Raw genomic sequence first — 26930 nt, forward strand, 5'->3', positions numbered from 1 at the left:
GGCGGAGCGGTAAACCCGACCGCAGGGCCCCGGCAAAACGGGCCCGTCGCGGGCTAATCAACGTAGCCTTTCATCACGCCGCCGAGCCACTCCATAAACAGGTGTACGCGGCGCGAAAGATTGCGCCGATGCGGGTAGATTAGCGAAACCGGCAGCGGTTCGGCGCGGTATTGCGGCAGAATTTCAATCAGCTCGCCGGTGCGCAGCGCGTCGCGAACGCCGACGCGCGGAACCTGAATAATACCCAGCCCGGCCAGGCAGGCGGCCTGGTAGGTCTCGGTGCTATTGACGGTCAGTATGCCGCCGGTTTTTATCCAGCGCGCGGCGCCGTCGCTGATGACCTCAAAACCCGCCGGGCGGACGCCAAGGGTGCTGGCATAGTGGATCAGGGCATGATCGCCGAGATCGTCAAGAGAGTGCGGGTAGCCGAAGCGCGCCAGATACTGCGGGCTGGCGCAGTTAATTTGCGTCAGCTTACCCAGCGGACGCGCGATCAGGCCGGAATCTTTCAGCGTACCGACGCGGACGACGCAATCAAAACCTTCACGGACCACGTCAACCAGCCGATCGCTGCTGCTCAGTTCGAGCTCGATCCCCGGATACTGCTGCAAAAAAGCCGGCAGCCGCGGAATAATCAGCTTTTTTGCCAGGCCGACGGGCATATCTACCCGCAGTCGTCCGCTGATGCTGGAGGGATCGTGCTGGAATATGCCGTCCAGCTCATCGAGGTTGCTCAACAGATCTTTGGCGCGTTCGTAATAGACCATCCCGTCCTGAGTGAGCTGGACCCGGCGGGTGGTGCGGTGCAGAAGGCGCGCGCCGAGGTGGCTTTCCAGCGCCTGGATCTGGCGCGATACGCTGCCTTTCGGCAGGCCCAGGGTGTCGGCGGCGCGGGAAAAGCTCTCCAGCTCCGCCACGCGAATGAACAGCTGCATTGCGTGAATTTTATCCATACCTGAGACCTATTGTTGTTGCCAAAGAAACAGTAAAACGTAATTTAGCGTATTTATTGTTTTTTCGTCAGCTAATAAGCTCTTTTACGATGCAAATGCAACTGATAAGGGGTTTCTGATGACACAACGTATTGCTTTAGTGACCGGCGGTAGCCGTGGATTGGGAAAAAACGCGGCGCTGAAGCTGGCGGCGAAGGGAACCGATATTATCCTGACCTACCACAGCAACCGGCAGGCGGCGCTGGAAGTTGTCGCTGAAATCGAACAAAAAGGGGTTAAAGCTGCGGCATTAGCGCTTAACGTCGGCGATACGGCGAGCTTCGAAAGCTTTGCTCTGGAGGTGGAAAAACTCCTGCAGCAGCGCTGGCAGCGCGGCACCTTTGATTATTTATTAAACAACGCCGGGATCGGTCTCAACGTCGCCTTTGCTGAGACCCGCGAAGCGCAGTTTGACGAGCTGATGAATATCCATTTTAAAGGCCCGTTCTTTCTGACCCAGCGTCTGCTGCCGCTGCTGCAGGACGGCGGACGCATACTCAACGTCTCAAGCGGGCTGGCCCGCTTCGCGCTGCCGGGATACGCCGCCTATGCATCAATGAAAGGGGCAATGGAGGTACTGACCCGCTACCAGGCAAAAGAGCTGGGGGCGCGCGGGATCTCGGTGAACATTATTGCGCCGGGGGCCATCGAGACGGACTTCGGCGGCGGCGTGGTGCGCGATAATGCGCAGGTAAACCAGCATATTGCGGCACAAACGGCGCTGGGGCGGGTTGGGCTGCCGGACGATATCGGCGATGCGATAGCGGCGCTGCTGAGCGACGATCTGCAATGGATGAACGCCCAGCGCGTGGAGGTTTCCGGCGGGATGTACCTGTAAGCCGCCAGGCCGCGGCGCTAGCCCGCTGCGGAGGCGGGGCGGTGATAATCGCGCGGCAGCAGGCCAAATAGCCAGTCGTTATGCCAGCGGCCGTTGAGCCAGTAGCATTCGCGCAGCTCGCCCTCCAGCAGAAAGCCGGTTTTCTGTAACAGGCTTTTCGAGGCGATGTTGCCGGCGGTGACGGTGGCGGTCAGGCGACGGACGCCGCCTGCGGAAAAGGCGAAATCGCACAGCGCCTGCAGTGATTCGTAGCCGTAGCCTTTTCCCTGGGCCTGGGGAGTGAACAGGAACCCGACCTCAGCGCAGTCGTCCTCGTGGTGCCGGTAGCCGGTCATCCCGAGCGGCACGTGGGTGTGTCGGTCGCGGACGATCAGGCACAGCCAGTGCCTGGCGCCCGGCGTCCACGGCGACAGGCGCGAATCGAAGGCTTCGCGGATCTCGGCGAGCGGGCGCGAATCGGCAATATAGAGCATCACCTGCGGATCGCGCTGCAGGGCTAAAAAGAAGGACCAGTCATCCAGCTGCAGCGGCGAGCAGCGCAGTCGTGGCGTAAGCAGTTCAGGCATAGTTCAGGATTCCTGCAACGGTCAATAGCGTGACCATAGCAGGACATTCTTCGCCGGAATAGCACCTGGTTATAATGGCTCGCCGTAGAGGCCTATCAGCCGACGCACCACGCCGTTGGTCCAGCCGAAACCATCCTGCAGCGGGTATTCCCCGCCGCCGCCTTCGTGAGGGACGCCGCTGGCAATATGGTACTTCTCAATCAGCTTATGATGCTGTTTGTAGAAGTGGTTCACCGTTTGCAGCCAGCTTTGGGCTATTTCATCGCCGAGCGGGTCCTGACCGTACATTTTGAAGCCCTGCACCGCCATCCACTGCAGCGGCGCCCAGCCGTTGGGCTTATCCCACTGCTCTCCGCTTTCATACTCGGTGGCCATAATGCCGCCAGGGGTCAGCAGGCGAGCCCGCACCGCGTCGGCAAGGCGATCCGCCTGTTCATGCGTGGCCATCCCGACGTACAGCGCCACGATGCTGGCGGCTGAAAAGAGCGCCAGCTGCTCGCGGCGCCAGTCGTAGTCGCGGAAGCAGCCGCTGTCGTCATCCCACAAATAGCGGGTCACCGCCGCCCGACGGTCGCTGGCCTTCTGGCGAAACGCGGCTTCCGTTTCGCGATCGCCCTCAACGCCGGAGAGATTGGCGATGGTATTTTCCAGCTTGAACAGGAAGGCGTTCAAATCGATGGGGATAAACTGGGTGGTGCGAATACTCGCCAGGCGGGTAATATCGCGCAGCCAGCGGCTGGAATAGTCCCAGCCGGAGGCGGCGCCGGCGCGCAGGTCGCGATAAACCTCGTTAGGCGGGCGGCCGGAGCGTTTTGCCGTTTCCACATCTTCACGCCAGGACTCGTCGCGCGGGGTGTCGCGATCGTCCCAGTAGCGGTTGAGCAGCGAGCCGTCCGGCATACGTACCGCGTGGCGATACGCCTGGTTCGGGATCAGCGACTCGGCGCCGTCCATCCAGAAGCGGTACTCCATCTTCAGATGCTCAAGGTAGCGGCGAGCGCCGCGCACGCCGTCCTCTTCAAACAGCTCAACCATCAGGGCAAAAACCGGCGGCTGTGAACGGCTGAGGTAGTAGGTGCGATTGCCGTTAGGGATATGGCCGTAGGTTTCAATCAGCCAGGCGAAGTTGTCCGCCATGCACTTCAGCAGGTCTTCGCGGCCGCTCTCCGCCAGACCCAGCATCGTGAAGTAGGAGTCCCAGTAGTAGGTCTCGCTAAAGCGGCCGCCGGGCACAATATACGACTGCGGCAGCGCCAGCAGCGACGACCACGGGATATGATCCTGCGGCTCGCGGGTGAGGATCGGCCAGAGGTGATCGATATGCTCTTTCAGGGATCGCTTAGGATCGGAAACGTAATCTTCCGCACGATGATCCGGCAGCCAGAAGTGATCCTCAACGAACTGCCGCAGATCGAACCCTGGGGTGCGCCTCACCCGGCGGTAGTGGATTAAAATATCCAGCGGGTCCTGCTTTGGCGCGCAGTCGGGGAAGGTTTTGCTGTCGGCGAAAATGCGCGATTTTTGCACGTGGGCGAACAGCTCCAGATAGCGATCGGCCGGGGTCAGAGCGTCAGACGCCGGCAGCCCCTCGATAATTTCTGGCTCCGGTTCGGCGTCGAACATTTCGTCCAGTTTTAACTCATACGGATCGGCTTCGTAGCGCAGATCGACGTCGATCTTTAACTCATCGCTATTATCGTTGCGTAATGTCTGGCTGGACATAGTGATACGGACCTCCGGATCGCGTCGCTTAATGGCGCCGGGTATTCCCGGCATGGCTTTTAAGCTTAGTCATTCGCTTCGGTTTTCGTGGGGGAAACTGTGCGTCAGGTCACGCTTCTGTGCAAATACCTGAAGGCTGTATTTTTATTACTAACTGATTTTTATCGTTAATTTATGATCTGATGCTCTGAATCGCGCAGAAAAATTCAGAGCAATCGTTTTGCAACAAAATCTTATTTTATGGCGAAGGCGCGGGATTACTCCCACGCCGCTTCCAGCATCTCCAGCAGCTGTTCGCTGCTCAGCGTGACCGGGTTGGCTTTCATCGACGACGAGCCGCTGGCGGCCAGCGCGGCGGGCTCAAGCGCCCGATGCGCCACGCCAAGGTCATTGAGGTTGCCGAGCCCGGCGCCGCGGCTCCATTCGTGCAGGCTCTCCCAGGCGGTATCCGGATGCACGTTGAGCCCGTCGGCCAGCCAGCGGCGCACGTCGTTAAAGCGCCCGCGCAGGGCTTCGTCGGTGACCAGCGATTCATTCAGCGCGAGGCCGAAGGGCAGCAGGCAGCCGCACAGCGCGCCGTGGGAGGCGTTGCTCAGGCCGCCCAGCGGCCCCGCCAGGCCGTGAACCACGCCGAGACCGGCATTGGCCAGCGCCAGGCCGCCGCACAGGCTGACCCACGCCATTTCATCGCGACTCTGCGGGCACTCTTTCGCCATCAGCGTTTTTAGCGCCTTGATGCCGCGCGGGATCGCCTCCCGGCACAGGGCGTCGGTAAAAGGGTTGGCCCGGGTGCACAGCCAGGGTTCGATAAGCTGGGTGATCGCATCGAGGCCGGAGCCCAGGGTTACCGACCGCGGCGCGTTATCGGTAAGCGACGGGTCGACGATCGCCAGGTCCGGCAGCATCCGGTCATCGCGCAGGCTGACCTTACGCTGCTGCTGCACGACGTTAATCACCGCGTTTTTCGTCACCTCGGCGCCGGTGCCGGAGGTGGTGGGGATGGCGACAAAGGGCAGCGGATGCGCTTCCAGTACCCGGCCGCTGCCGACCACTTCCAGATATTCGATGACCTCCCCGGATGCCGGCACCAGCGCGGCGATGGCCTTCCCGGCGTCGATCACCGCGCCGCCCCCGAGGCTCACCACCGCCCCGACGCCCCTTTCGCGCGCCAGGCGTACGCCCTGCTCGATCGCCTGCAGGTCGGGCTCATGGGCGATGGAGAGGGTCGTCACCTCCAGCGCGTGGGCGAGAAGTTCGGCCAGCAGAAAGTCGGCCCGCTGCGGGCTGGCGCCGTGTACCAGCAGCACCTTGTCGCTGCGCTGGGCCAGCCAGGGCGCAGCGCTCGGCGCCAGGCCGCGACCAAAACGAATATTTCCCGGGGTTAAAACGTTAAAGGGGGTCAGCATCACGGGCTCCTGTATCGGCAAATAGGGCAAGCACCAACTATAACCTAAATCATTCGCGTTGCAGGAAGGCGGCAACGCAGGCAAGTGACCGGGGCGAGCGAGGAGAGCCAACGCACGTGCAGCTTGAAGCATGACGGGTATCGACACATTATCCGACGGGCTACTCTTTGTTGGCTGTACTCGCGTAGCCGATGGAGTATGGTGAATAAAACGTCTCTTCAGTTAAGGAATCCCTGACAATGCTAACAATATTGGGTAAACGCTCGTCAATTAACGTTCGTAAAGCGCTGTGGACCTGCGAAGAAGCGGGCCTTGAGTATCAGCAGGAGGATTACGGCAGCGGGTTTCAGCCGATTGATACCGCGGAGTTCCGCGCGCTGAATCCGAACGCCCTGGTGCCGGTGCTGCTGGATGACGACTTTGTGCTGTGGGAATCGAACAGTATTTGTCGCTACCTGGCGCGTAAGGCCGGGCGGGAGGATCTGCTGCCCGTTGCGCCGCAGGCGGCGGCCGAGGTTGAGCGCTGGATGGACTGGCAGGCCACGGAGTTTAATAACGCCTGGCGCTACGCGTTTATGGGGCTGGTGCGTAAGGACCCGCGCTTTCAGGACCCGGCGGCGCTGAAAGAGAGCATTGCCAGCTGGACCCGCTGCGTGCAGATAGTGGACCAGCAGCTTCAGCAAACCGGCGGCTGGCTGGCCGGCAGTCGGTTTACGCTGGCGGATATCGTTCTTGGGCTGTCGGTCCATCGCTGGAAAATGACGCCTTTTGCCCATCCGGAGATGCCGGCCGTCGAACGCTGGTATATGGCGCTCAACCAGCGCCCGGCGTTTATGCGCCACGGTAACAACGGCATGGCGTGACGGCAGGCTCCAGGAGCGCCGGCCGCGCCCCTGAGCCGCAAGCGGCCACCCGCCGTCGCTTCAGCTCCCGGCGGGAGAAAGATGATTAAAGACGGTATGAAATATCGTTCCCTCAAACATGGCGATCAGCGTCGCGGATTCGCGCTTGCTCTGCGCGCGTACCGGTGACGCCAGCGCCAGCTCAATATCCTGATGGCTATCGAAACGCATAACCATCACCAGCGGATAGGCGGGCCGATCGATGTCGGCGCTCTCCTGCGTCAGGACGCGTACTTCCCGCACCGCGGGGAAACGCGACCACAGCGGGATCATGACGTTTTCTACGTGCTGATAGAACGCCGCTTCCATGCCGGGAAGAATGCGTCCCTGAAAAAAAGCGCATCGGGTCAGGCCTGATTGATTCATGATGTATCCTTTATCTGCGCCCGCCTGGCGGCGGGCAGCTTAGCGTTAACTAACGGGGCGAGCCGGCTCTTCGCCGCGAAGGTCGCCGCGGAGAAGAGCGGTGAATCAATGAATGGCGTCCTTCAGGTCGGTCAGGTCGCGGCCGCGGGTCTCCGTCGAAATGGCGACGCCAATTAAGGTCAGGATGGAAAGGATGCCGGTATAGACGCCCATTACCCAGAACGCGCCTCCCGAAAGGCCGATCAGGTAGATGCCGAGCAGCGGAGCGATGCCCCCTGAGAGCATGGCCCCCAGCTCGCGCGCCAGGGCTACGCCGGAGTAGCGATAGCGGTTGCCGAAGAGTTCGGCAAAGTGCGAGCACTGCGCGCCCAGCATGCTGTTACAGCCGATCGCCAGCCCGCCGAACATGGCGATGGTTACCCACAGCACATCGCCCGTATTGATCATCCACCAGGCAGGAATGGCCCACAGCAGCATAAATGTCGCGCCCCAGCGGTAAATCGTCTTACGGCCAAAGCGATCCGACATGGCGCCAAAGAACGGTGTGGTAATCACGCTCGACAGGGTGGCAATCAGCGCGGCGGTGGTACCGACGCGGCTCAGATCCCCGGCCGCGAGGCCAAGCCGCGGCGCGACGACGCTGCCGAGGAAAGCGATAACGATGGTGGTATAAATCGTCGAACCGCCTTGTTCCGCGAGGCGCATCAGCACCGCGGCCAGAATCGGCCGACGCGCTTCTTTGATGACCAGCTTCATGGGCGAATGCACCACGTTACGTTCGCCTTCCAGCGCCGCGAACGTCGGGCTCTCCCGCAGGCGTAAACGGATCCATACCGCCACGCCAATCAGAATGATGCTGGCGAGAAACGGCAGGCGCCACGCCCAGGCAAGAATTGTCTGCTGATCGAGCAGGTACTGCATGACGCTAAAGGTTGCGGTCGCGATGCCAAAGCCGGCGAAGATGCCCACGAAAGGTAGCGCTGCGTAGAAGCCACGCTTAGTCACGGGCGCGACTTCCGCCATCAGCGTAGAGGCGCCCGCCTGTTCCGCTCCCGCGCCAAACCCCTGCAGCAGGCGCAGTAAAACCAGGCCGATCGCGCCCGCCGGTCCGGCGGGCAGCAGACCGACCATCATGGTTGACGCGCCCATGATGGCAATAGTGACCAGCAGCACGAACTTGCGTCCCTTACGGTCGCCCAGTGACCCAAAGAAGAGTCCGCCGAGCGGGCGGGCGAGGAAGCCCACGCCGTAGGTGGCAAAGCTGGCGAGCAGGCCGGCGTTGGAATCCAGGGTGGCGAAAAATACGTGGCTGAAAATCAGCGCCGTTGCCAGCCCGAAGATGGCAAAGTCGTAGTACTCCAGCGCGCTGCCGACCGCGCTGGTGAGGATGGCCCGCCGCAGCTGCTCGGGCGTGACTTCGAGTGACTTTATTTTGGGTTGCTGGGGCATCGAAGAAAAAACTCCTTCGACGGCCGATTGTTCTAATCGCATGATTGCCTCCATCATTATTATAAAAATAGGACGCGGCGGTGTACTCCGCCCGTCCCGGGCGGGTTACAGATTGAATGCCTGATGAATATCCTCGATATCCTGCGGTGGAATATGCACGATGTGGCCGAGTGCCCGGGCGTAATCCCCCGCCCTGGCGCTGAACTCCAGCACCTCCAGCCGGTCGTAAGCCTTAAGCGGGCTTTCGCCGCACACCATCACCATCGCGTTCTGAATCAGCAGCACGTCGCTGCGTCGGTCGATAAAGTCGGGTAGCGAGCCGTCGAACAGCGCTTCATATTCCGGCGATTTCACCTGCCGCATCACCATGTAGGACTCGGGGATAAGCCGCGAGTCGAACGGTACGCCGGTGCAGGCGAAGCCCATGGCGTGCGGCGGGAGCGCCATCATGATGGTGCGAATGCGCGGATGGCGCGCATAAATCGCCTGATGCAGAGCCGCGAGCGACGAAGGGGCTGGCGTCTCCTCTAGCCGGACGAAATCGTCCGCGGTCAGGGTATGCAGCATCTTATCGGAGCGGGAGATCAGGACGGTGTCGTCCTCCAGCCGCTGCGATAGGGAGAAAAAGGCGCAGGGGGAAAGGCCTTTTTGCTGCACGCGATGGGCGATGTCGTTCAAAGCCTGGCGTTCGGGCAGATGCTCCTGAGTCAGCGGATAGCGCTGCCGCGCCTGCATCAGGCCGCGGAATTTTTCGCACTGTTCGTCGCTCAGCGTTTTCAACGGCCCCAGCGGCGCGCCGTGAATGGCGGTGGCGGCACAAAAATTCAGCAGCTCAAATTTGAGCCAGGCGTCATCCAGCGATTTGTCACCCACCGCGATCCCGTGGTTTTCGAGAATGACGGCGTCGCAGCCCAGCGCGAACTGCTGCGCGATATTTTTGCCCAGCAGAGGGCTGCCGGGCAGCGCGTAGCGGGCGATATCGATTTTTGCGCAGTGCAGTTTAAACAGCGGCGCAATAGCGATCGGCGGCGTTTTATGTACCAGGCTTGCGGCAATCAGCGCCGGTGGATGCGCGTGAATAATCGCGCGGATATCGGGTCGGCTTTGGTAGATCTGCTGATGGAACGGCAGCTCGATCGACGGTTTATGCCGTCCGGAAATCGTGCCGTCGGCGCCGATCCGCACAATATCATCTTCCTGCAGACTGCCTTTATCCACGCCCGATGGCGTTATCCAGATTGCGCCATCGTCGTCCAGAATGGAAAGATTGCCGCCGGACACCGTCGTCAGGTTATTCCGGTAAATCAGGTTCATCACCTCGACGATTTTCCGGGGACTGCTTACCGCGATCTCACTCATGGGAGATTCCTCACCGCTATTAATCGAAAAGCACAAGAGGCAGAGCCGGGATCAGTGGAACCCGGTGACGTCCGCCAGGTCCTGGTAATTCTTTTTGATGTCCTCGTAGATATTGCGGTAGATCCGAAATAGCTGACGATACAGCGCCGTATTTTCCGCCTGCGGCTGGTGGGAGGCGCCGATGTCGGTCCAGCGTTTCGCCACCGAGTAATCGCTGAAGATACCGGAGCCGACCCCCGCGACCAGCGCGTTGCCGAACGGCGCGCCCTTCGCTTCTTTCATAAAGACGCAGGGCACGCCCAGCATGTCGCACACCATCTGGCGCCAGAACGCGTTGCTGGCGCCGCCTTCGGTCAGCACCAGCGGCAGGTTCATTTGAACCCCGCTCGTCTGGATCAGATCGTAATTGTGCTTGAGGGCAAAGCAGGCGCCTTCCATAAAGGAGCGCAGCAGGTGGCTTTTGCCGTGGGATAGCGACAGGCCGAATACCACCGCGCGGGCAATCGGATCCCAGACCGGCGTGCGCTCACCCATGAAATAGGGCACGGTGATCAGCCCGTCGCAGCCGGCTGGCGCCTGCTGGGCAAGCTGTGAAAGCAGTTCGTAAACCTCCGCGCCGCTGCTCCGTGCGGCCTGCATTTCCATCTGCCCGAAGGTATCGCGGAAGTAGCGCATCACCGAGCCGCAGGCGGTAATTGCGGCGACGGTGGTGTAGGTATCGCGGGAGTCCACCGCATGGGCGATGGTTATCATATTTTTGGTAAAGCGGGGCTCTTTGTGCACCACGCCCATCACGCCGGCGGTGCCCATCGCCAGCGACATATCGCCGTTTTCGGTCGCACCGCCGGCAATCCAGGCCGCCACGCTATCTACCGTTCCCGCCATCACCGGCGTGCCTGCCGCCAGGCCGGTACGCAGCGCGGCTTCGCGGGTCACTTCGCCGATGATTTCATCGCAGGGGAAAGAGTGCGGAAATTTATCCGCATCGAGGCCAATCTCTTCGAGCAGCGCGGTGTCCCAGCGCTTATTGACGATGTCGTAGCCGGCGCCGAACAGGCTGGCGTTGGAGAAATCGGTGATCGCCCGTCCGGTCAGCTTCATGCACGGATAATCCGCCGCGGTCTGGATTTTGTACGCCTCGCGGTACAGTTCGGGGCGGTTATCCCGCTCCCACATCAGCTTGACCGTGGCGTAATAGGGGTCGACCGGGTTACCGCTGGCGGCGTGGATACGCTCTTCGCCGATGTGGTCGCGCAGCCACTGGGCCTGCCGGGTGCCGCGTCTGTCCATCCAGATATGGCTGTTTTGCAGCGGCCTGAGCTTTTTATCCACCAGAATACAGGCCGGCGCGAGGGCGCTAATGCTGATGCCGCGGATCTGCCGGGGGTCGATTTTAGCCTGCGCAAGCGCCTGCTTAATCGTATCGGCAACGGCGTTCCAGTAATCTTCCGGGTTATGTTCTGCCCAGCCGGGACGCGGGGTGATTAAGGGATATTCGATATAGGATAATCCCAATATATTCCCATCTTCGTCAATAATGACGGACTTCGTGCCGGTGGTACCCACGTCGGAGCCTACGAAATAGTTTGTCATAAACCATTCCTTTATTTCAGAGGAGGTAAAAGAAATTAAGACGCGCTATAAATGACGGCTTCGTTATTTTCACGATTGGCTGCGAGAATAATGTCCTGGCCGTTATGCTGGAGGACATGAATATTACTCGGGCCCTGGCCGCTATCGATAAGCTGCGTTTTAAATTCGCCTTGCTGATAACGAATTTCAAATAACTCTTTTTTTCCGGCGCGATAGCCGCAAATAAATAGCGGCTGGTCTTTTAGCTTTCCGCCCCAGGCCACGTGACCAAATTCTATTTCACCGGAGTATTCCCAAATAGCCTCATAGCGGTTGCCCTGCTTTTTATATATTTTGGCCTGGTTGCCGTGGAAGGCCTCGATGGTCAGCAGCTCGTCCACGCCGTCGCCGTCAATATCCACCGCAGCGACGTCGCCGGTCGGGTTGCTGAGCAGCGGGCGGATACGCCACTGGCCGGTGGGCTCCTGCGGTGGGTATACGGCAAACACCCCCTCATCGCTGGAGATGAGAAAGGTTTTCTCCCCATCGAGCGTTCCCTGCCAGAAGCCGTGGTTACGGGTCAGGCCGTCCATCAGCACGTCCAGCGACAGTGGGCCATCCGGGGTATCCGGCAGTTCGCCGATCAGCACCTTGCCCGGATCGGACCAGTCGTCGATGGACTGTTTCGATGAACACAGGGTGGCAATGATAATGAAGTTTTTCTCGCCTATCCGAATGATGCCGAAGCGATGAACGTACGGAATATCAAGAAAAGGTGCGACCTGGAAGGTCCCGTCTTCCTGCGGCTGAACCCAGACGATGTTGGACTCCGCCGCCTGGTAGACCGGGAAAAAATTCTGTACCGCGAGGAAAGCGCCGTCCGCGCCGGGAATTTCCGCTATTGAGAGGGTGCCTCCCGGCTCTTCCCAGACGGTCTGCGTGTTCCTGTCTGCCGTATCGTACAGGTAGCAGCCACCGTGCGCTTCGGTGGCAAAAATCAGCTTTTTGCAGCCGCCGATAGTGGTGCTGGAGACGGCATAGCAGGTATCCAGCGTTCCAATCACGTGTTTCTTGTAATTCATCACTTCTCCCTGGGCTAAACGAAGCCGTTAGTTAGTTATCAAAAACGTGGCGATTCACCAGATTCGTCGGCCGCTTGCCTTCTAAAACCGCAGCCATTCCGGCAAGCGCTTCTTTCAGCATCGTGACGCGTACTTCCTTCAGATTGGTGCCAACGTGCGGGGTAATCACAATATTGTCGAGAGCGGCCATCTCTGCGCTGATGGTGGGCTCAAATTCAAAAACGTCGAGCGCCGCGCCGCGAATGGTTTTGTTTTGTAGCGCATCCAGCAGCGCGCGCTCCTCGACGATAGGGCCCCGCGCCGCGTTCACCAGGTAGGCCGTGGGCTTCATTAGCCTGATGTTGTCGCGGTTGATCAGATGGTGAGTTTCCGGGAAATAGGGGGCGTGGATGGCGATAACGTCGCTACGCGCCAGCAGCGTCTCCAGCGCCAGGTACTCCGCGTGGTAAGCGGCATCCAGCTCCGGAGTCAGGGGGGAGCGATCGGAATAGCAGATTTTCATCCCGAAAACGCGGGCCTTTTCGGCGAGCTTTTTACCGATATTGCCCATGCCGATAATGCCGAGCGTTTTACCTTCCAGCACCATATCGCGCTCGAAGAACATGTCCTTCCGGCAGCGGCGGGTGGTTTTCAGCTCGTTGTTATACATCACGATGCCGCGGGTGATGGCGAGGATCAGCCCGATAGCCAGTTCGGCGGTGGGTTCCACGACAGAAACCGGCGTATTGACCACGGCAACGCCATGCGCGGTGGCCGCGTTAATATCGATATGATTAAACCCTGCTCCGCCGTTGCCAATAACCGCCAGCCGGTCGGCCAGGGCGATCATTTCCTCCGGAATAGGATATTCATTAATACTGAGCAGCGCATCGTGATCCGGCAGCAGCGCGGTTAGCTCTGCGGCGGAGAATATATCTTTCCCGGCGTCGGGCATGGTGATCAGATAGTTTTTTTCAACATCCGCAAGCGCTTCTTGCGGGATATTCCGGGTTAATAAGATCTTTTTCATCATGTGTACTCAACCAAAATGGTTAAAGTCTCCGGTTCAGGTTACTGCGTTAAACAACGATATTTTTTAAAGTCCCTGGAAATAAACCGATCGCGATCGGCGGTGGACCTGGTGTTACGCGATATACAGGCGATCTGCGCTCCAATAACTCCATAAGATCTCTTGTGGATGCCGATAATAATTCGCGGCAAGCCGGTTCGTGATCCTGTTTATGACGGTCAGCCGCGGTTGAACGATATCGAAGGAAGAAAAACGGAGGACCGTTTTTTATCCCTTTATCGCGGCGAACCGGCAGATTTTCCTAATCTGATATCTGGTAATGAGTCATCTGATGACCTATGTCTCATTTGCTGCTTAGTTGATGTCAAAGTCAACGGCCTTTATGAGATTTTGTGAGGAGAATAACGTTGTTAAATTTGCTGAAGCGAAGCGTAAAAATGGGCGTAAAGCCGCGAGCCTTCTGGGCTGGGATAGGGAAAGCGAGCCGCGGGGCGATAGATAAAAAATGTGCGTTGCACGCTTTGAGCCTGGCGATACCGGCGGTATTTTCTTCTTGCTCGCGAAGGCCGCTCGCAGGTCGAATGACGCCTTAGCACCGCCAGACGCGCCGGCGATGGCGGCCGGAGGGATACCGTTTTTATGCTTAACCCTGTATCATCAGCGGGTGAAAAAGCGTAGATAACTCACTGAAAAAAGCTGCTTTATAGGTTGTCGTTACGAATGGATTATTGAGGCAAGATAATGAATAAAGAAGAAAAATCAGACTGGATAACGCCAATTCCCAAACAATCTATTTCCAGAATGGTGCTGGAAAAGATCAAAGACGCCATGATCAGAAAAGAGTTAAAACCCGGTGATTTTCTGCCCTCGGAAAATGAGCTGGTGACGAAAATGGGAGTAGGGAAATCCAGCGCGCGTGAAGCCATTAAAATGCTGGAAGCGATGGGCGTTATCGAAATCATTAAAGGGCAGGGCTGCCGCATAAAAAGCACCTTCGATAGCGATGTTTTACAACCGATGATCTTCCAGATGATCCTGCAGCAAAATACGGATAAGGACCTGATAGAACTGCGCCTTTTGTTTGAAATCTCAGCATCCCGGCTGGCCGCGCAAAACGCCACGGAAGAGGATTTTTTACAGCTGGAGAAATCTATCGAGAAGACTGAAAAAGATTATGCGCGGGGCATTCATACGGCCGATAACGACATTGATTTTCACAATTTGATTTTTAAAAGCACCCACAACCCGTATCTGGTATTAATCGGCGCCACCATTATGGAGCTGTTCCGCAGCTCGCTGACCGTTGTTAACATTACGCAGTGCGAGGCGATTCTTGAGCAGCACCGCATGACGCTAAAAGCGCTGCGGGATAACGACATCGACGCGATTGAAAAAGTGGTGCACAGCACCGTCGATAAATGGAAAGAACACTCCCTGGACCACCATAAATAGCCGCGAAACGACAGTCCCATGCGGCAGGATAAAAGACGTCCAGATTGACCGCGCCGCGGACGTTAAATTCAGCCTATTCGCTTTGCAATCACCGATGACTGCCGTTACGATCTGCGTCCCTTTTTTATCCACCCGGTAGCGCGTACGGCAGGAAGGTATGGTTTGAGCAGGCGGTTGAGCCCTGTGTTGCTGGCGTCTGCGCTGCTTGTCGGATGCTCCGGAACGCTTTCGCAAATGAGTGTCCCTTCTGACGAAACCAGTCAGATAGGGCAAAACGGGCATCGACTCTCCGTCGATACCTTCGTTAACCACTATATGCAGAGCAAGCAGGTGAGCGGCGTGGTGGTGGCGGTGATCCGTCATAACGGCCCGGCGGAGTTTCACTGCTACGGCGTGACCGATGCCAAAAATCGCTACCCGATTACCCCGGATACGCTCTTTGCCCTCGGCTCGCTGAGCAAAGGGGTCACCGCAGAGGCGATCACCCTGCTGGTCAATGAGGGGCGGCTGCACTGGGACGACACGCTCGCCATGCTGCTGCCGCCGGAGACCCGGCTGAGCGCAGACGCCAAAAAAATCACCCTGCTGCAGCTGGTGACGCACACCTCCGGGCTGCCGCGCCAGCCAATGAACCTGCTGTCGCTGGAGCATCTGCTGGCCTACCTGAGCGATGGGGAAAACTTCTATCACGAGCTCGACGGCGACGGCGCGCTGGGCTATCTCAGCACCTTCAACGCGCCGCTGGTGCGCGAGCCTGAATACTCCAATCTCGGCTACGCCATTCTCGGCTACATCCTCAAATATCAGACCGGAGGATCCGTTGAGGCGCTGGCATCGCGGATGATTTTCCAGCCGCTGGCCCTGCATAACACCAGCTTCGTGCCGTCAACGCTGCGCGGATACTCCCGGCGCGCCCTCGGACATGCGGGGGATCAGCCGAAATTTAAAACCCGCGGTGCGCTGACGCCGGACTGGCAGTTCAGCAACAATATGGTGGGGGCGGCAAACCTGTACAGCGACGCCCGCGACCTTGTCGCTTACGCCCGCGCTCATTTTTCACCGACCGGCAATCCGGCGCTGGATAAAGCCTTCGCCGACGTTAGTCACGACTACTATCCGCGGCAGACGGAGGCGGCGAATATTGCCTGGGTGACCGATACGATCGGCGGGCAGAAGATTACCTATCAGGTGGGCTACATCGGCGGCTATTCCAGCTATATCGGCTTTGATAAAGCGAACCAGAATGCGGTGGTGGTGCTGCAAAATAGCTTTAACTGGAGTAACTACATCGGGCATGCGATTTTGCAAAATCAGGCGGCGGGAACGGCTTATCAGGCGCGTCATGAGGGATTAAAAAAAGCCCCGTGAGTACGGGGCCTTGACGTTTAGCGCATGGTCACGCAATACCTATGCACTTTTTTAGAAAGAATATTTAAATATATTTTAAACAATGAGTTAAATGTTATTTTGAGTTTTTCAGAAAAAAATTCATTCAGAAATGAGCAGGAATTAAACATATTGTAAGCATACCCGTTTTAGTTCCACGCACTTTTTGTGATTTCCATGTTTTCAGACACCAACCGGTACTCTTCCGGTGTCAGATTATTCAGGGACTCATGTGGCCGTTCGCTGTTGTATTCCGTCAGCCCATTGAGTATTTTTCTTTATTAGCTCTAGGCTATTAGGGTTAACTAGTGAGCACTCATTATAGTCCTCCTGTGTAACATATAGGCCGACAATTCGAGGGTAATTTCTGAGCCTATTTGTCCAACTGAAGATCATCTTTGGCTTAGTGGATCGTTGACCCCGTGAAAACCAGAGACTCTGAGCAAGATTTTTTCCTCGTGCGGTGACTGCATGTGAGAGAATTTTAGTTGTCCAATGGGTTGTCAGTGCAGCCATGACTTCGATAACTTTTTGCACGATCGGAGAAACTACCCACTCTGTATTTTTTCCACCATTTTATGGTTTTAGCTTTTAAAAAATGAAAAGATCTGCTGACCCGCGACCCATATGTGGTCCATTCATAATCAGGAATAACTGGCCTCATTATGATTACTTATTCTGGCAACCGGCAGTGCAAATTCGTAGGGTGTCATCTAGCCCAGTGCATAATAGAGACGACTCTGGTTATAGTGTATGAGCTAGGCTTCGATTTTGCTCCGTGCATCTTCTAGCGACATGAACCAGTTTTCGTTCGGGCACTCCTGCCGCAGTGAACCGAGATGTGTTTGTAAAACAGTCACGGGATTTTTTTGGGCGGAAGCAGTATAAATAAGATATTTTTCAGAATAATAATTTCATTAATAATCAATATTATATAGCTTGGCGAGATCTAAAAAGGCCCGGTTTTATACTTGGATGACTCAATGTAGCTATGCATGCACTGAACAAACTCACAGATTTTATCGATAGTGAAGTTTAATATTTCAAGGTTTAGTTCATGTTCATCCCCTTCTTTATTATAGCCATTTCTATGGACGATATCATGCCTGATATCAACGGCTTTGCAGATGAATTCAGTTTTTTCTGTGATATTTTCTGGTTTTCTCTCTCCAAGAACCATACTGTATATTGATATGACTTTTGGGATGTTGTGATAAAGGATATCACTAAGTGTACTTAGAGCCATTTTTTTCACAATATTTACATCATTATGCACCTGAAATAAAGTAACTTTTTGTTGTTTCAGGTCTTCAATTTTAGTTATTGCATTTTTCAGATATGCATCATCGTATAAAACAATGCTTTTTAGCATATCACACAAGCACGACTCCATCAGGGTAATAACATAAGAGTAATTCATCTTTATTAAGATGGGGGAAGGGTTTTGTGGAATTATGGATTGGATTTCATTTATACTGGCAAGGAAATTTTCGAAGGCGTGTCTTTCTTTTGACAGCCAACTTATCTCTTCTGAATACCTCTCATCTTTGAGTACATCCCAGTATTCAGTTCCTTGATAAAAACTACCTTCATGACTAGAAATAAAATCTCTCAATTCTTCATCACTAAGGAAGGTGCGAATAAGCAGGTCATTTCTTCCCAAGCTGACTCGCTGATTAAAATTTCGCGGATCTGGGCCGATTTTTTTCCCGCAAACACATCGAATCAGCCTATTTAGGCTATTTTTTCCACCATTTCTGGCGTTATTTCCGGTTTTTACTGAGATCTCTCCCACTGACGTATCATTTGGTCCACCCGAAACAGGTTGGCCAGGGTGAATAACATCGCCAGTTGGTTATCGTTTTTCAGCAGCCCCTTGTATCTGGCTTTCACGAAGCCGAACTGCCGCTTGATGATGCGAAACGGGTGCTCCACCCTGGCACGGATGCTGGCTTTCATGTATTCGATGTTGATGGCCGTTTTGTTCTTGCGCGGATGCTGCTTCAAGGTTTTTACCCTGCCGGGACGCTCGGCGATCAGCCAGTCCACATCCACCTCGGCCAGCTCCTCGCGCTGTGGCGCTCCTTGGTAGCCGGCATCGGCTGAGACAAATTGCTCCTCTCCATGAAGCAGATTACCCAGCTGATTGAGGTCATGCTCGTTGGCCGCGGTGGTGACCAGGCTGTGGGTCAGGCCACTCTTGGCATCGACACCAATGTGGGCCTTCATGCCAAAGTGCCACTGATTGCCTTTCTTGGTCTGATGCATCTCCGGATCGCGTTGCTGCTCTTTGTTCTTGGTAGAGCTGGGTGCCTCAATGATGGTGGCATCCACCAAAGTGCCTTGGGTCATCATGACGCCTGCTTCGGCCAGCCAGCGATTGATGGTCTTGAACAATTGACGGGCCAGTTGATGCTGCTCGAGCAGGTGGCGGAAATTCATGATGGTGGTGCGATCCGGCAGGGCGCTATCCAGGGATAATCGGGCAAACAGGCGCATGGAGGCGATTTCGTACAGGGCATCTTCCATGGCACCGTCGCTCAGGTTGTACCAATGCTGCATGCAGTGAATACGCAGCATGGTCTCCAGCGGATAGGGCCGTCGGCCATTGCCCGCCTTGGGATAAAACGGCTCGATGACAGCGGTCATATTCTGCCATGGCAGAATCTGCTCCATGCGGGAGAGGAAAATCTCTTTTCGGGTCTGACGGCGCTTAGTGCTGAATTCACTATCGGCGAAGGTGAGTTGATGGCTCATGATGTCCCTCTGGGATGCGCTCCGGATGAATATGATGATCTCATATCAGGAACTTGTTCGCACCTTCCCTAATGGAAATGAGATATTCTTTAAGTCTCTTTCTTAGCTCTGACTCTTCATAAATTTTTTTTACACCACCCATTGTTGTCTCCTGTTTTGCATTTTAAGCATTTTAAGCATTTTAAGCATTTTAAGCATTTTTAGTATGGTTTCTGACTGGCAAGATACTGTATTTAGGATGACCTGCTCCCTGTTGATTAACACACTGCGATGCTAGTAATGTCTTCATAAGCCACATGAGGACATCCCCATGAAGAAGCGTTTTTCCGACGAACAGATCATCAGTATTCTCCGCGAGGCCGAGGCTGGCATTCCCGCCCGTGAGCTTTGCCGTAAGCATGCTATTTCTGACGCGACCTTTTACACCTGGCGTAAGAAGTTTGGTGGCATGGAAGTACCGGAAGTAAAACGCCTTAAGTCGCTTGAAGAAGAGAACGCCCGTCTCAAGAAGTTGCTTGCAGAAGCCATGCTGGATAAGGAGGCGTTACAGGTGGCGTTGAGCCGAAAGTACTGACGACAGACCACAAGCGGGAAGCTGCTGTAGTGATGTGTGAAGCGACGGGTCTGTCGCAACGCCGAGCCTGCAGGCTGGTTGGTTTGTCCCTGTCGACCTGCCGCTATGAGGCGCAGCGTCCGGCGGCTGATGTGCATTTATCCGGACGCATCACTGAGCTGGCGCTTGAGCGCAGGCGTTTCGGTTACCGCCGTATATGGCAACTACTGCGTCGGGAAGGCCTGCATGTTAATCACAAGCGCGTGTACCGCCTTTATCACCTCAGTGGCCTGGGTGTTAAGCGCAGACGACGTCGTAAAGGACTGGCAACAGAACGTCTGCCACTGCTCCGTCCGGCTGCTCCTAACCTGACGTGGTCGATGGATTTCGTCATGGACGCACTGGCTACCGGACGCAGAATAAAGTGCCTGACCTGCATCGATGATTTCACGAAGGAATGCCTGACAGTCACTGCCGCCTTCGGTATATCAGGAGCTCAGGTCACACGCATTCTGGACAGTATTGCGTTATTTCGTGGCTATCCGGCAACGATCAGAACAGATCAGGGACCAGAATTTACCTGCCGGGCACTGGACCAGTGGGCTTTTGAGCATGGCGTTGAGCTTCGGCTTATTCAGCCGGGTAAGCCGACACAGAACGGGTTTATCGAAAGCTTTAATGGTCGATTTCGGGATGAGTGTCTGAACGAGCACTGGTTCAGCGATATCGTTCACGCCAGGAAAATCATTAACGACTGGCGGCAGGACTATAACGAGTGCCGGCCTCATTCCTCACTGAATTATCGGACGCCAGCGGAATTTGCAGCGGGCTGGCGAAATGGAAAAATTGAAGGTAAACAAACCGACATTACTAACTGACGATTGTGTTTAATACTGGGGGCAGGTCAAGGACTATCTTAAGGCAGCCCTGAGGTAAAGTAGTGTGTATGAATTAACTTACTTATTACAAGGCTGCAACTAGATTTTATCGCTTGTGTAATATATTGTCGCAGCAATGTTATGTGCTATTGTGTATATTTTTATCATGTAGCGCTAAAGCCGACTGGCGTTCTTGGATGTGTACAGTAACGGCGTGAGCAAGGAGCGTAATGAGCCTCCCAAGACTACATGGTTACTGAGCTGGCGCTCAGCGAATGCTGACTGTGACTTGATCTCCCCGGTTACAGTGCTCGCTACTGCAGTCCTCTTTCCAACTAACCTCATCAGGACATAATGCTCCAGACGAACGCTTTACCGGAAGTCGATAATTGGACTATTGAGCCAATATGATTCGCGTTTTAACTATCAGTTTTACCTCTCTCCATGCTCTTTAATTAGAGCTATAGTCGGGATGTTGCTATCTTATAACTAGCTCATGATCTGGATGATTTGCTACTTTTTATGAAGTGTTATTTACTGTAAACATCATTTAAAACCATATACTCTCCCTTACCCAGTAAGGTAACGGAATGCTCATCTTCAACACGTCCGCCACTGGACTCCTCCCACTCATAATCGAGTTCCATGGTTCCTGACGCTGCATGAGTTTGACGCTTTGCCATTATCTTCGCCTCTAAATAATTAGCTTAAAAACTGCTTTCCAAAAAAGCTGCGGAACATTTCCGCAGCCGCGCTTCTTATCAGGTTATGATTGGAATATCGACTATATTTTTGATTTCATTATAGATGTTCACATTCTCATCCGGAACCTCAATACTAATGAGAAGGGAGTATTTAACTTTGTTTTTCCACCGCTCTTCACCCGCTCGATATTTCCACCATCCACTTACCGGAAATACTGCAATAGTATGCATGTCGATAAGATCGGCTACTGAACCCGTCCATCTATCTGAATGAACGGAACCTCGTGTCCTCAATTGTGTCCCGAGGAACCATCCCTGATTGTCACCTTCAGGTCCGGTATAATCCTCCGTTAAGGCAAGTCCATTAATCATTGAGCGAAAGTTTTCCAGTGTCTGTCCGGGTCGTATAGTGCTGAATCGCAGTCCGTGTGACTGATAGCTGTATCTTGAACGATATCCCCGACGGCCGGGATTGGGTTCAATGAAATATGAGAGTGTGACGCGCATTTTGACAGGCGTTTCTGGAGGGAGTGCATGCAACGCAGTTATCGGCCACGGCAACTGGTGCAGGTTCATCACATTATTTTTCGGATCGGCAGATGCAGCAGCGTCATCTTCCTTAATGAAGGGTTGTAATTCGCTTTCTGCTATTAATGTTAGTGCATTATCAGCACTGTACCGTGCCCGATTAATGTCCGGAACACCGTGGCCAACCATCCTGAGAAGATATTCTTTTGCAAGCCCCGCAGAACGGGTACCGCAAAGCTCATCAAAACGCGTCATCATGCGCGGAGTCCATTCTGCTGAGTGCACAACCAAACCACGAATAGTTTCAGGCCACAGTTCTGGATATTGCGTGCGAAGAAGTGCCGCATCTCGGGAAATCAGGGCACATGCAGCACTCGTATCTCCATGGCTTTGAAAAGAAGGGCCGGGAACTCTCCCGGATGTCGTCAGTAGAGAAACGTCAGAGCAGGTATCAACCGTTGTTTCGTCCGGAGAAAGAATATGGTTTCCACCTTCTGCCACAACATCAGGTTTATGAGGGGCCTGCTTGCGCCACGACCACTGTACCGATGACCGGCTTGAAGGCGAAATATCACCAGACAAAGCAAATGCTGACCAGCCTGCGAACGTAGGGTCGTCAATGGTAGTTAGATCAGTGTAAGCCCCGACGGTTAGCGCATTCCATGACTGGGCCGGATCTTCGATTGGTGAAAGTGCTACCTGATGCCAGTAATCTGCATCATGGCTGACATTGCGGTTGTTGCCAGCAGATACGACGAACAGGCGCCTTACACCATCATCAATCCCACAGATGAAGCGGTCTATTTCCGCAGACCATGATGATGGCATTCCTGTTGCCGCTCCCTGTGTAGAAGTGATCGCCAGGCTGTATACACGATTAATATGTGGTCGTGCAATTTCAAGTCGGGAAGCGGTACCCACTGTGATGCTGCCATAGAGCTGGGGAGGGTTAATTCCGATTGGCGGAATAATTCTCCCTGACTCGATGAGAAAAGGCACATGTACTGGAGCATTACTCTGACTGACTTTAAGTAAATCGCCAAACGCCACGAGGCCCGCCTGCATTGAGCCATGTTGAACTTCAATATTTTGATGGTTCGAATAATGTGGCCACTGAGGTATCCAGCATTCGGAATAAGCACCTGCTGTCGCGTACATAAGCAGGTGATGGTGATAGTTTATCCCCGTATCAAGTATGGTTACTGCACAGTTTGCATTGGCAAGAGGTTGGATGCGCCGGGAGATATCATTAACCCATTGTGCCTGTTCAAAGGGGGAAGAGCCAACAATAGGAAAGGGCGTATCTTTCGCTCTTCTGAGCTCTTCGAGATTAGCAATTAGTTCGGGCGCTCTTTCCAGTTGGTTTCGCGAGCATTTAATGAGCAGGACGACAGACTTGAAAAAACTGAGAGAGGAGCGGCCCAATTCAGCATTGAGCCTTTCAGCGAGTTGTACGCCTGTCCGGTGAGGATCATTATTCTGATCTTTTTTAAGCCAGAGTTCCCACCATACCTGCTCATCAGGATCACGGGGGTAAAGCTCAGCTTCATCTGTCCAGAAAGAATAAAGACGAGCAAATCTTATCTCTGCGATACTGGCGATTAAAGGGTGGTTTGCAGGGTAATACTTATCTTCTTTTTCTTTATAGCGATCTTTATCGGGATCAAGATACTGATTAACTTTTCTTAGAAAAGCCCCACGTCTGTTATCAGGGATAAACAAAGTTGCAACTTCATGTTGTTCCTCTGTTTTGATAAGGCAAAGCTTGAAATCAGTATTGTCCAGTTTATCCAGTGGCAGCTTGCCCCCTTCCTGACCGATAACTTCAATATAAATGCCTATATCTTCTGTCAGTGGTACTTCACGTATTATAGCTCTCGCATCATACCGAGATAATATATTCTCATATTGCTGCTTAAGGGCACCGCCGTGAGCTTGTCTGTCAAGTGCGGGGATCTGAGTGCTTCTTGCTGTGTTTTTAGATTTAAACTTTTCAGGTTTAACAAACTTCGTGACGCTCAAATGATTCCTGTCATGTGCCATTATGCCCTCTACTGTGTTATTCCCGGTTTACGCCACCCCCTTTATGTCTTCTTGCGAGGGCTTTGACGATTACCTGTGTTTCCAGTTTTCCGTCAGAATATATAACGGCATCCTTTGCAGCATCATCACAGGAGCGCGTAATTTCAGCAGAACTAAGGCCCAGAGCCTCTCTTGTGATTGTTTCCCAGTCGAGATGGTTAACATCAAACAGGGAGAGTCGATTTTTCATCAGCATATCAATCTGTGCTTCTTGCGGCTTTTCAAACTGAATAATATCGTCGAAACGGCGATAAAGAGCCTGATCAAGTAGCTCCGGGTGGTTTGTCGCTGCAACAATTACGCTTTCCGAGTAATCCTGCTCCACAAACATCAGAAAGGAATTCAGCACCCTTCTGATTTCGCCCACATCATTTGATGCACCACGTTGTGTGCCAATAGCGTCAAATTCATCGAACAAATAGACAGCTCGGGTCTGTCTGATGTGATCAAAAATGAGACGTAATTTTGCCGCAGTTTCTCCCATATAACGGGTAATTAGGCTATCTAGGACAATGGTATAAAGCGGCAAACGAAGTTCAGTAGCCAGCATGAGCGCTGACATTGTTTTACCTGTTCCTGGCGGCCCGGTAAAGAGGAGTTTACGTCGGGGGACCAGTCCGAAGCGCTTCAATTTGTCCGACTGTCGTTGCTCAGTCACGACTTTCTCAAGTCTTTCTTTGACATCCACGGACAGAACCAGCTCTTCAACATGTACATCGCTGGGTGTCAATTCCAGTAAGCCCTGGAGCTCACTTTTAGGCTGATGTATGAAGGGAAGGGTCTGTGCAGTAGTCAGATGACTCACTTTTTCTTCGTTCTTCTGTGATTTTTCAACAAGTAATTTGATGTCGTTTGCTAGTTTGCTGTGACCCTGACGTGCTTCTTTCGCCGCGACCTGGAGAGCGATGGAGTAAAAGCGCGCTTCATCACCGTCAGCGTGACTCTTTAAAAGCGCTTTAAACTGTTCTGCTGTTGCCATCATCAACTCTCCTTTGAGTGCGTTCATAGTATAAATATTAGTTCTTTAATGCACGTTAAGATGTGGCCTATAGTGCACGATCAGGAACGATTACTCCGACATATTTGTAGATTGTCGTTCTGGAGACACCGTACTTTTGCGCAATCTCACTCACACTACTTTCAGGGTGACTCAATAATTCTTTGATATGTGTGATGTCTTCCCGGCTGAGTTTCATTTTTCTTCCACCAAGGCGTCCTCTTGCCCTGCTGGCCGAAAGGCCTTTCAGGTTTTTCTCCCGAACGAGAGACTGTTCACATCCCACCAGTAACTGGCACATCCTCACCAGCGCATCTCCGGATTCTTGTGAAGAATCCAGTTGCTCACTCATGCTGGTCAGGAAAGCTTTCTTCTGAGCTATGGACGTTATGGTCTTAATGACTCCGGCCAGATTGCGTCCCAGTATTTCAAGGCTGGTAACTACCAGTACATCCCCAGGCTTGAGAGCCTCTAGGCAAACATTCAATTGCTGTAAATCTTTTTCTTCATCTTCAAAGATCAACGTACAACCAGCAGATTTCAGATTTTCTCGTTGGTTGAGATTATCTGCGAAGTTCCTCAGATAGCCTATTTTTTGATTCATTAACAATAAATTTACATTGATTTATTTACGAGTAAATTAACACTAAAGTCATAAAAAATCCACCAAAAGTGGTTGTGTTCATTCATTCGAAATGGTGGTCCTCTGGCCGACGTATCCCCAGCAGCAACGCCTAGTGAACAAATGGAAAAGCTGCGGCATAAAACGGCTGGATAAACTGGAGACTTAATCTGGCGCATAAAAAAGAGGTCTTACGATTTGAGATGAGAACAACTTTTTGGTCCATTGAGAAAAGCCAATAAAAAACTGGCCAATATCAGCCAGTTTTTCAGAGTTAAAAAAGGTGTAGGAATGAATTTTCTATACTAACGTGTCATGGTCACGAACTCTTCCGCGGCGGTCGGGTGGATCGCCACGGTGTTGTCGAAGTCCTTCTTGGTGGCGCCCATCTTCAGCGCGACCGCAAAGCCCTGCAGCATTTCATCCATGCCGAAGCCGATGCCGTGAATACCGACAATCTTCTCTTCCGGGCCGACGCAGACCAGCTTCATGCGGCACGGCTGGCGGTGCGAGGTGACGGCGGTATACATCGCGGTAAAGGAGGATTTATAGACCTTCACCGCCTCGTCGCCGTACTGCTCGCGGGCCTGCGGCTCGGTTAAGCCGACGGTGCCGATCGGCGGGTGGCTGAAGACCACGGTCGGGATGTTGCTGTAGTCCAGATGCTCTTCCGGCTTGTTGTTGAACAGACGCTCGGAGAGGCGGCGGCCGGCGGCAACGGCGACCGGCGTCAGCTCGACCGCGCCGGTGTTATCGCCCACCGCGTAGATCCCCGCCACGCTGGTGTTCTGCAACTTATCCACGACGATATAGCCTTTGTCGTTGGTTTCCACCCCGGTGGCCTTGAGGTTGAAGTTATCGGTCTCCGGCTGGCGGCCGATGGCCCAAATCAGGCAATCGACGGTCTGACTGCGGCCATCTTCGAGGGTCAGGGTCAGGCTGCCGTCGGCGTTTTTCACCACCGACTGCGGAATAGCGTGGGTATGCAGCTGCGGGCCTTCGGCGTTCATCACCTCAACCAGCGTCTCGACAATCAGCGGATCGAAGCTGCGCAGCGGCGCGTGCTTGCGCACGAACAGGTGCGTTTCGGCCCCCAGACCGTTAATCACGCCCGCCAGCTCAACGGCGATATAGCCCGCGCCGACAACCGCCACGCGCTTTGGCAGCGCCGGCAGCTCGAAGAAGCCGTTGGAATCGATGCCGTACTCTACGCCCGGAATCGACGGATGGCTCGGGCGGCCGCCGGTGGCGATGAGGATATGATCGGCCGTCAGGGTCTCGCCGTTGACTTCCACTGTTTTGGCGTCAATAAAGCGGGCGAAGCCCTTAATCACATCGACCTTATTTTTACCCAGCACGTTGTCGTAGGAGGTATGAATGCGGTCGATGTAGGCGCTGCGGCTGGCAACCAGCCGGCCCCAGTCGAAGTGGTTAATGGTGGTATCGAAACCGTAGTCCGGGCCGTACAGGTGAATCGCTTCGCGAATTTGCGCCGCGTGCCACATGATCTTCTTCGGTACACAGCCGACGTTAACGCAGGTGCCGCCCAGATCTTTCGCTTCAATCAGGGCGCACTTCTGGCCGTACATCGCCGCGCGGTTGATGGAGGCAATACCGCCGCTGCCGCCGCCAATCGCAATGTAGTCATAATGTTTGCTCATGAGTCATATCCTTAATATCTGAATGCTGCGATTGTATACCGGAAATC

The 26930-nt window shown here is 54.4% G+C and carries 22 protein-coding genes and 2 pseudogenes; 5 read left to right on the forward strand and 19 right to left on the reverse strand.

From position 1 onward, the window contains the following. Positions 1–53: 53 nt before the first annotated feature. Positions 54–953: a LysR family transcriptional regulator gene (locus MMW58_RS01100; protein ID WP_241722627.1), complete on the reverse strand. Its 900-nt coding sequence runs from the start codon at positions 951–953 to the stop codon at positions 54–56. 118 nt (positions 954–1071) lie between these two features. Here MMW58_RS01100 and MMW58_RS01105 point away from each other — a divergent pair, with 118 nt between their 5' ends. After that, complete coding sequence (locus MMW58_RS01105; RefSeq protein ID WP_159236572.1) at positions 1072–1830, forward strand: SDR family NAD(P)-dependent oxidoreductase; 759 nt, start codon at positions 1072–1074, stop codon at positions 1828–1830. Positions 1831–1847: 17 nt separating this feature from the next. On the opposite strand, the gene MMW58_RS01110 is transcribed toward MMW58_RS01105, so the two are convergent. The 3 genes from MMW58_RS01110 to MMW58_RS01120 form a co-directional block, all read right to left on the reverse strand. Further along, entirely contained in the window at positions 1848–2396 is a 549-nt protein-coding gene (locus MMW58_RS01110) for a GNAT family N-acetyltransferase (protein WP_133600123.1), read from the reverse strand. 69 nt (positions 2397–2465) lie between these two features. Then, positions 2466–4118 carry an alpha,alpha-trehalase gene (locus MMW58_RS01115; RefSeq protein WP_241722628.1) on the reverse strand — a complete coding sequence of 551 codons (1653 nt, stop codon included), beginning with the start codon at positions 4116–4118 and terminating at the stop codon, positions 2466–2468. Positions 4119–4375: 257 nt separating this feature from the next. Continuing rightward, positions 4376–5524, reverse strand: a complete 1149-nt coding sequence (locus MMW58_RS01120) for an iron-containing alcohol dehydrogenase (RefSeq protein WP_241722629.1) — start codon at positions 5522–5524, stop codon at positions 4376–4378. A 239-nt stretch (positions 5525–5763) separates the two neighbouring features. Here MMW58_RS01120 and MMW58_RS01125 point away from each other — a divergent pair, with 239 nt between their 5' ends. Beyond that, positions 5764–6387, forward strand: a complete 624-nt coding sequence (locus MMW58_RS01125; protein ID WP_133600120.1) for a glutathione S-transferase family protein — start codon at positions 5764–5766, stop codon at positions 6385–6387. Positions 6388–6447: 60 nt separating this feature from the next. On the opposite strand, the gene MMW58_RS01130 is transcribed toward MMW58_RS01125, so the two are convergent. The 6 genes from MMW58_RS01130 to MMW58_RS01155 all read right to left on the reverse strand — a co-directional run bounded on the left by MMW58_RS01130 (position 6448) and on the right by MMW58_RS01155 (position 13266). Next, positions 6448–6792: an EthD domain-containing protein gene (locus MMW58_RS01130; protein ID WP_241722630.1), complete on the reverse strand. Its 345-nt coding sequence runs from the start codon at positions 6790–6792 to the stop codon at positions 6448–6450. 105 nt (positions 6793–6897) lie between these two features. Next, positions 6898–8241, reverse strand: coding sequence for an MFS transporter (locus tag MMW58_RS01135; protein ID WP_133600118.1), 1344 nt, complete (start codon positions 8239–8241; stop codon positions 6898–6900). Positions 8242–8346: 105 nt separating this feature from the next. Continuing rightward, on the reverse strand, positions 8347–9600 hold the full coding sequence (locus MMW58_RS01140) for a class II aldolase/adducin family protein (RefSeq protein WP_241722631.1): 1254 nt from the start codon (positions 9598–9600) through the stop codon (positions 8347–8349). A gap of 51 nt (positions 9601–9651) precedes the next feature. Continuing rightward, entirely contained in the window at positions 9652–11193 is a 1542-nt protein-coding gene (locus MMW58_RS01145; protein WP_241722632.1) for an FGGY-family carbohydrate kinase, read from the reverse strand. Between the two features lie 35 nt (positions 11194–11228). Continuing rightward, positions 11229–12254 (reverse strand): hypothetical protein, encoded by a 1026-nt coding sequence (locus MMW58_RS01150; RefSeq protein WP_133600115.1) that lies wholly within the window; start codon positions 12252–12254, stop codon positions 11229–11231. Between the two features lie 31 nt (positions 12255–12285). Continuing rightward, on the reverse strand, positions 12286–13266 hold the full coding sequence (locus MMW58_RS01155) for an NAD(P)-dependent oxidoreductase (protein WP_241722633.1): 981 nt from the start codon (positions 13264–13266) through the stop codon (positions 12286–12288). Positions 13267–14004: 738 nt separating this feature from the next. Here MMW58_RS01155 and MMW58_RS01160 point away from each other — a divergent pair. Both MMW58_RS01160 and MMW58_RS01165 read left to right on the forward strand, forming a co-directional pair. Beyond that, positions 14005–14715, forward strand: a complete 711-nt coding sequence (locus tag MMW58_RS01160) for a FadR/GntR family transcriptional regulator (RefSeq protein ID WP_133600113.1) — start codon at positions 14005–14007, stop codon at positions 14713–14715. 234 nt (positions 14716–14949) lie between these two features. Continuing rightward, positions 14950–16083: a serine hydrolase domain-containing protein gene (locus tag MMW58_RS01165; protein WP_241722634.1), complete on the forward strand. Its 1134-nt coding sequence runs from the start codon at positions 14950–14952 to the stop codon at positions 16081–16083. 167 nt (positions 16084–16250) lie between these two features. Here MMW58_RS01165 and MMW58_RS30245 read toward each other — a convergent pair. From MMW58_RS30245 to MMW58_RS01175, 4 genes and pseudogenes are all read right to left on the reverse strand, one after another. Beyond that, positions 16251–16361: pseudogene (locus MMW58_RS30245) on the reverse strand (integrase); the annotation flags it as partial. 453 nt (positions 16362–16814) lie between these two features. Beyond that, a pseudogene (locus MMW58_RS30250) lies at positions 16815–16937 on the reverse strand (integrase core domain-containing protein); the annotation flags it as partial. A gap of 113 nt (positions 16938–17050) precedes the next feature. Next, on the reverse strand, positions 17051–17896 hold the full coding sequence (locus MMW58_RS01170; RefSeq protein WP_241722635.1) for a hypothetical protein: 846 nt from the start codon (positions 17894–17896) through the stop codon (positions 17051–17053). Next, the gene (locus MMW58_RS01175; protein WP_000019450.1) at positions 17878–18858 is read right to left on the reverse strand and encodes an IS5-like element ISKpn26 family transposase; all 981 of its coding nucleotides are present in this window, start codon (positions 18856–18858) and stop codon (positions 17878–17880) included. The genes MMW58_RS01170 and MMW58_RS01175 overlap by 19 nt, the downstream gene beginning before the upstream one ends. A gap of 310 nt (positions 18859–19168) precedes the next feature. Between MMW58_RS01175 and MMW58_RS01180 the strand changes: the two genes are divergently transcribed. After that, a protein-coding gene (locus MMW58_RS01180) for an IS3 family transposase (protein ID WP_241722119.1) occupies positions 19169–20289 on the forward strand; the annotation gives its coding sequence in 2 pieces (ribosomal slippage) (positions 19169–19427 and positions 19427–20289; 1122 coding nt in all). A 530-nt stretch (positions 20290–20819) separates the two neighbouring features. Here the strand turns inward: MMW58_RS01180 and MMW58_RS01185 are convergent. From MMW58_RS01185 to gorA, 5 genes are all read right to left on the reverse strand, one after another. Next, a complete protein-coding gene (locus MMW58_RS01185; RefSeq protein WP_241722636.1) occupies positions 20820–20972 on the reverse strand; it encodes a hypothetical protein in 153 nt (50 codons plus the stop codon). Positions 20973–21050: 78 nt separating this feature from the next. Further along, on the reverse strand, positions 21051–23543 hold the full coding sequence (locus tag MMW58_RS01190; RefSeq protein WP_241722637.1) for a S8 family peptidase: 2493 nt from the start codon (positions 23541–23543) through the stop codon (positions 21051–21053). Between the two features lie 37 nt (positions 23544–23580). Further along, positions 23581–24585: an AAA family ATPase gene (locus MMW58_RS01195; RefSeq protein ID WP_241722638.1), complete on the reverse strand. Its 1005-nt coding sequence runs from the start codon at positions 24583–24585 to the stop codon at positions 23581–23583. A gap of 64 nt (positions 24586–24649) precedes the next feature. Beyond that, complete coding sequence (locus MMW58_RS01200) at positions 24650–25204, reverse strand: recombinase family protein (protein WP_241723679.1); 555 nt, start codon at positions 25202–25204, stop codon at positions 24650–24652. A 323-nt stretch (positions 25205–25527) separates the two neighbouring features. Further along, positions 25528–26883: a glutathione-disulfide reductase gene (gorA, locus tag MMW58_RS01205; RefSeq protein WP_241722639.1), complete on the reverse strand. Its 1356-nt coding sequence runs from the start codon at positions 26881–26883 to the stop codon at positions 25528–25530. Positions 26884–26930 lie beyond the last annotated feature (47 nt).

This window comes from Klebsiella sp. HC6, from assembly GCF_022605325.1.
Lineage (GTDB): Bacteria > Pseudomonadota > Gammaproteobacteria > Enterobacterales > Enterobacteriaceae > Klebsiella > Klebsiella terrigena.

Excerpts from the sequence above, each read along its gene's own strand:
- MMW58_RS01150 (WP_133600115.1), bottom strand. The coding sequence starts at position 12,254 with ATGAATTACAAGAAACACGTGATTGGAACGCTGGATACCTGCTATGCC.
- MMW58_RS01110 (WP_133600123.1), bottom strand. The coding sequence starts at position 2,396 with ATGCCTGAACTGCTTACGCCACGACTGCGCTGCTCGCCGCTGCAGCTG.
- MMW58_RS01165 (WP_241722634.1), top strand. The coding sequence starts at position 14,950 with ATGAGTGTCCCTTCTGACGAAACCAGTCAGATAGGGCAAAACGGGCAT.
- MMW58_RS01135 (WP_133600118.1), bottom strand. The coding sequence starts at position 8,241 with ATGCCCCAGCAACCCAAAATAAAGTCACTCGAAGTCACGCCCGAGCAG.
- MMW58_RS01120 (WP_241722629.1), bottom strand. The coding sequence starts at position 5,524 with ATGCTGACCCCCTTTAACGTTTTAACCCCGGGAAATATTCGTTTTGGT.
- MMW58_RS01105 (WP_159236572.1), top strand. The coding sequence starts at position 1,072 with ATGACACAACGTATTGCTTTAGTGACCGGCGGTAGCCGTGGATTGGGA.
- MMW58_RS01130 (WP_241722630.1), bottom strand. The coding sequence starts at position 6,792 with ATGAATCAATCAGGCCTGACCCGATGCGCTTTTTTTCAGGGACGCATT.
- MMW58_RS01175 (WP_000019450.1), bottom strand. The coding sequence starts at position 18,858 with ATGAGCCATCAACTCACCTTCGCCGATAGTGAATTCAGCACTAAGCGC.
- MMW58_RS01100 (WP_241722627.1), bottom strand. The coding sequence starts at position 953 with ATGGATAAAATTCACGCAATGCAGCTGTTCATTCGCGTGGCGGAGCTG.
- MMW58_RS01185 (WP_241722636.1), bottom strand. The coding sequence starts at position 20,972 with ATGGCAAAGCGTCAAACTCATGCAGCGTCAGGAACCATGGAACTCGAT.
- MMW58_RS01145 (WP_241722632.1), bottom strand. The coding sequence starts at position 11,193 with ATGACAAACTATTTCGTAGGCTCCGACGTGGGTACCACCGGCACGAAG.
- MMW58_RS01115 (WP_241722628.1), bottom strand. The coding sequence starts at position 4,118 with ATGTCCAGCCAGACATTACGCAACGATAATAGCGATGAGTTAAAGATC.
- MMW58_RS01125 (WP_133600120.1), top strand. The coding sequence starts at position 5,764 with ATGCTAACAATATTGGGTAAACGCTCGTCAATTAACGTTCGTAAAGCG.
- MMW58_RS01200 (WP_241723679.1), bottom strand. The coding sequence starts at position 25,204 with ATGAATCAAAAAATAGGCTATCTGAGGAACTTCGCAGATAATCTCAAC.
- MMW58_RS01140 (WP_241722631.1), bottom strand. The coding sequence starts at position 9,600 with ATGAGTGAGATCGCGGTAAGCAGTCCCCGGAAAATCGTCGAGGTGATG.
- MMW58_RS01195 (WP_241722638.1), bottom strand. The coding sequence starts at position 24,585 with ATGATGGCAACAGCAGAACAGTTTAAAGCGCTTTTAAAGAGTCACGCT.
- MMW58_RS01160 (WP_133600113.1), top strand. The coding sequence starts at position 14,005 with ATGAATAAAGAAGAAAAATCAGACTGGATAACGCCAATTCCCAAACAA.
- gorA (WP_241722639.1), bottom strand. The coding sequence starts at position 26,883 with ATGAGCAAACATTATGACTACATTGCGATTGGCGGCGGCAGCGGCGGT.
- MMW58_RS01155 (WP_241722633.1), bottom strand. The coding sequence starts at position 13,266 with ATGATGAAAAAGATCTTATTAACCCGGAATATCCCGCAAGAAGCGCTT.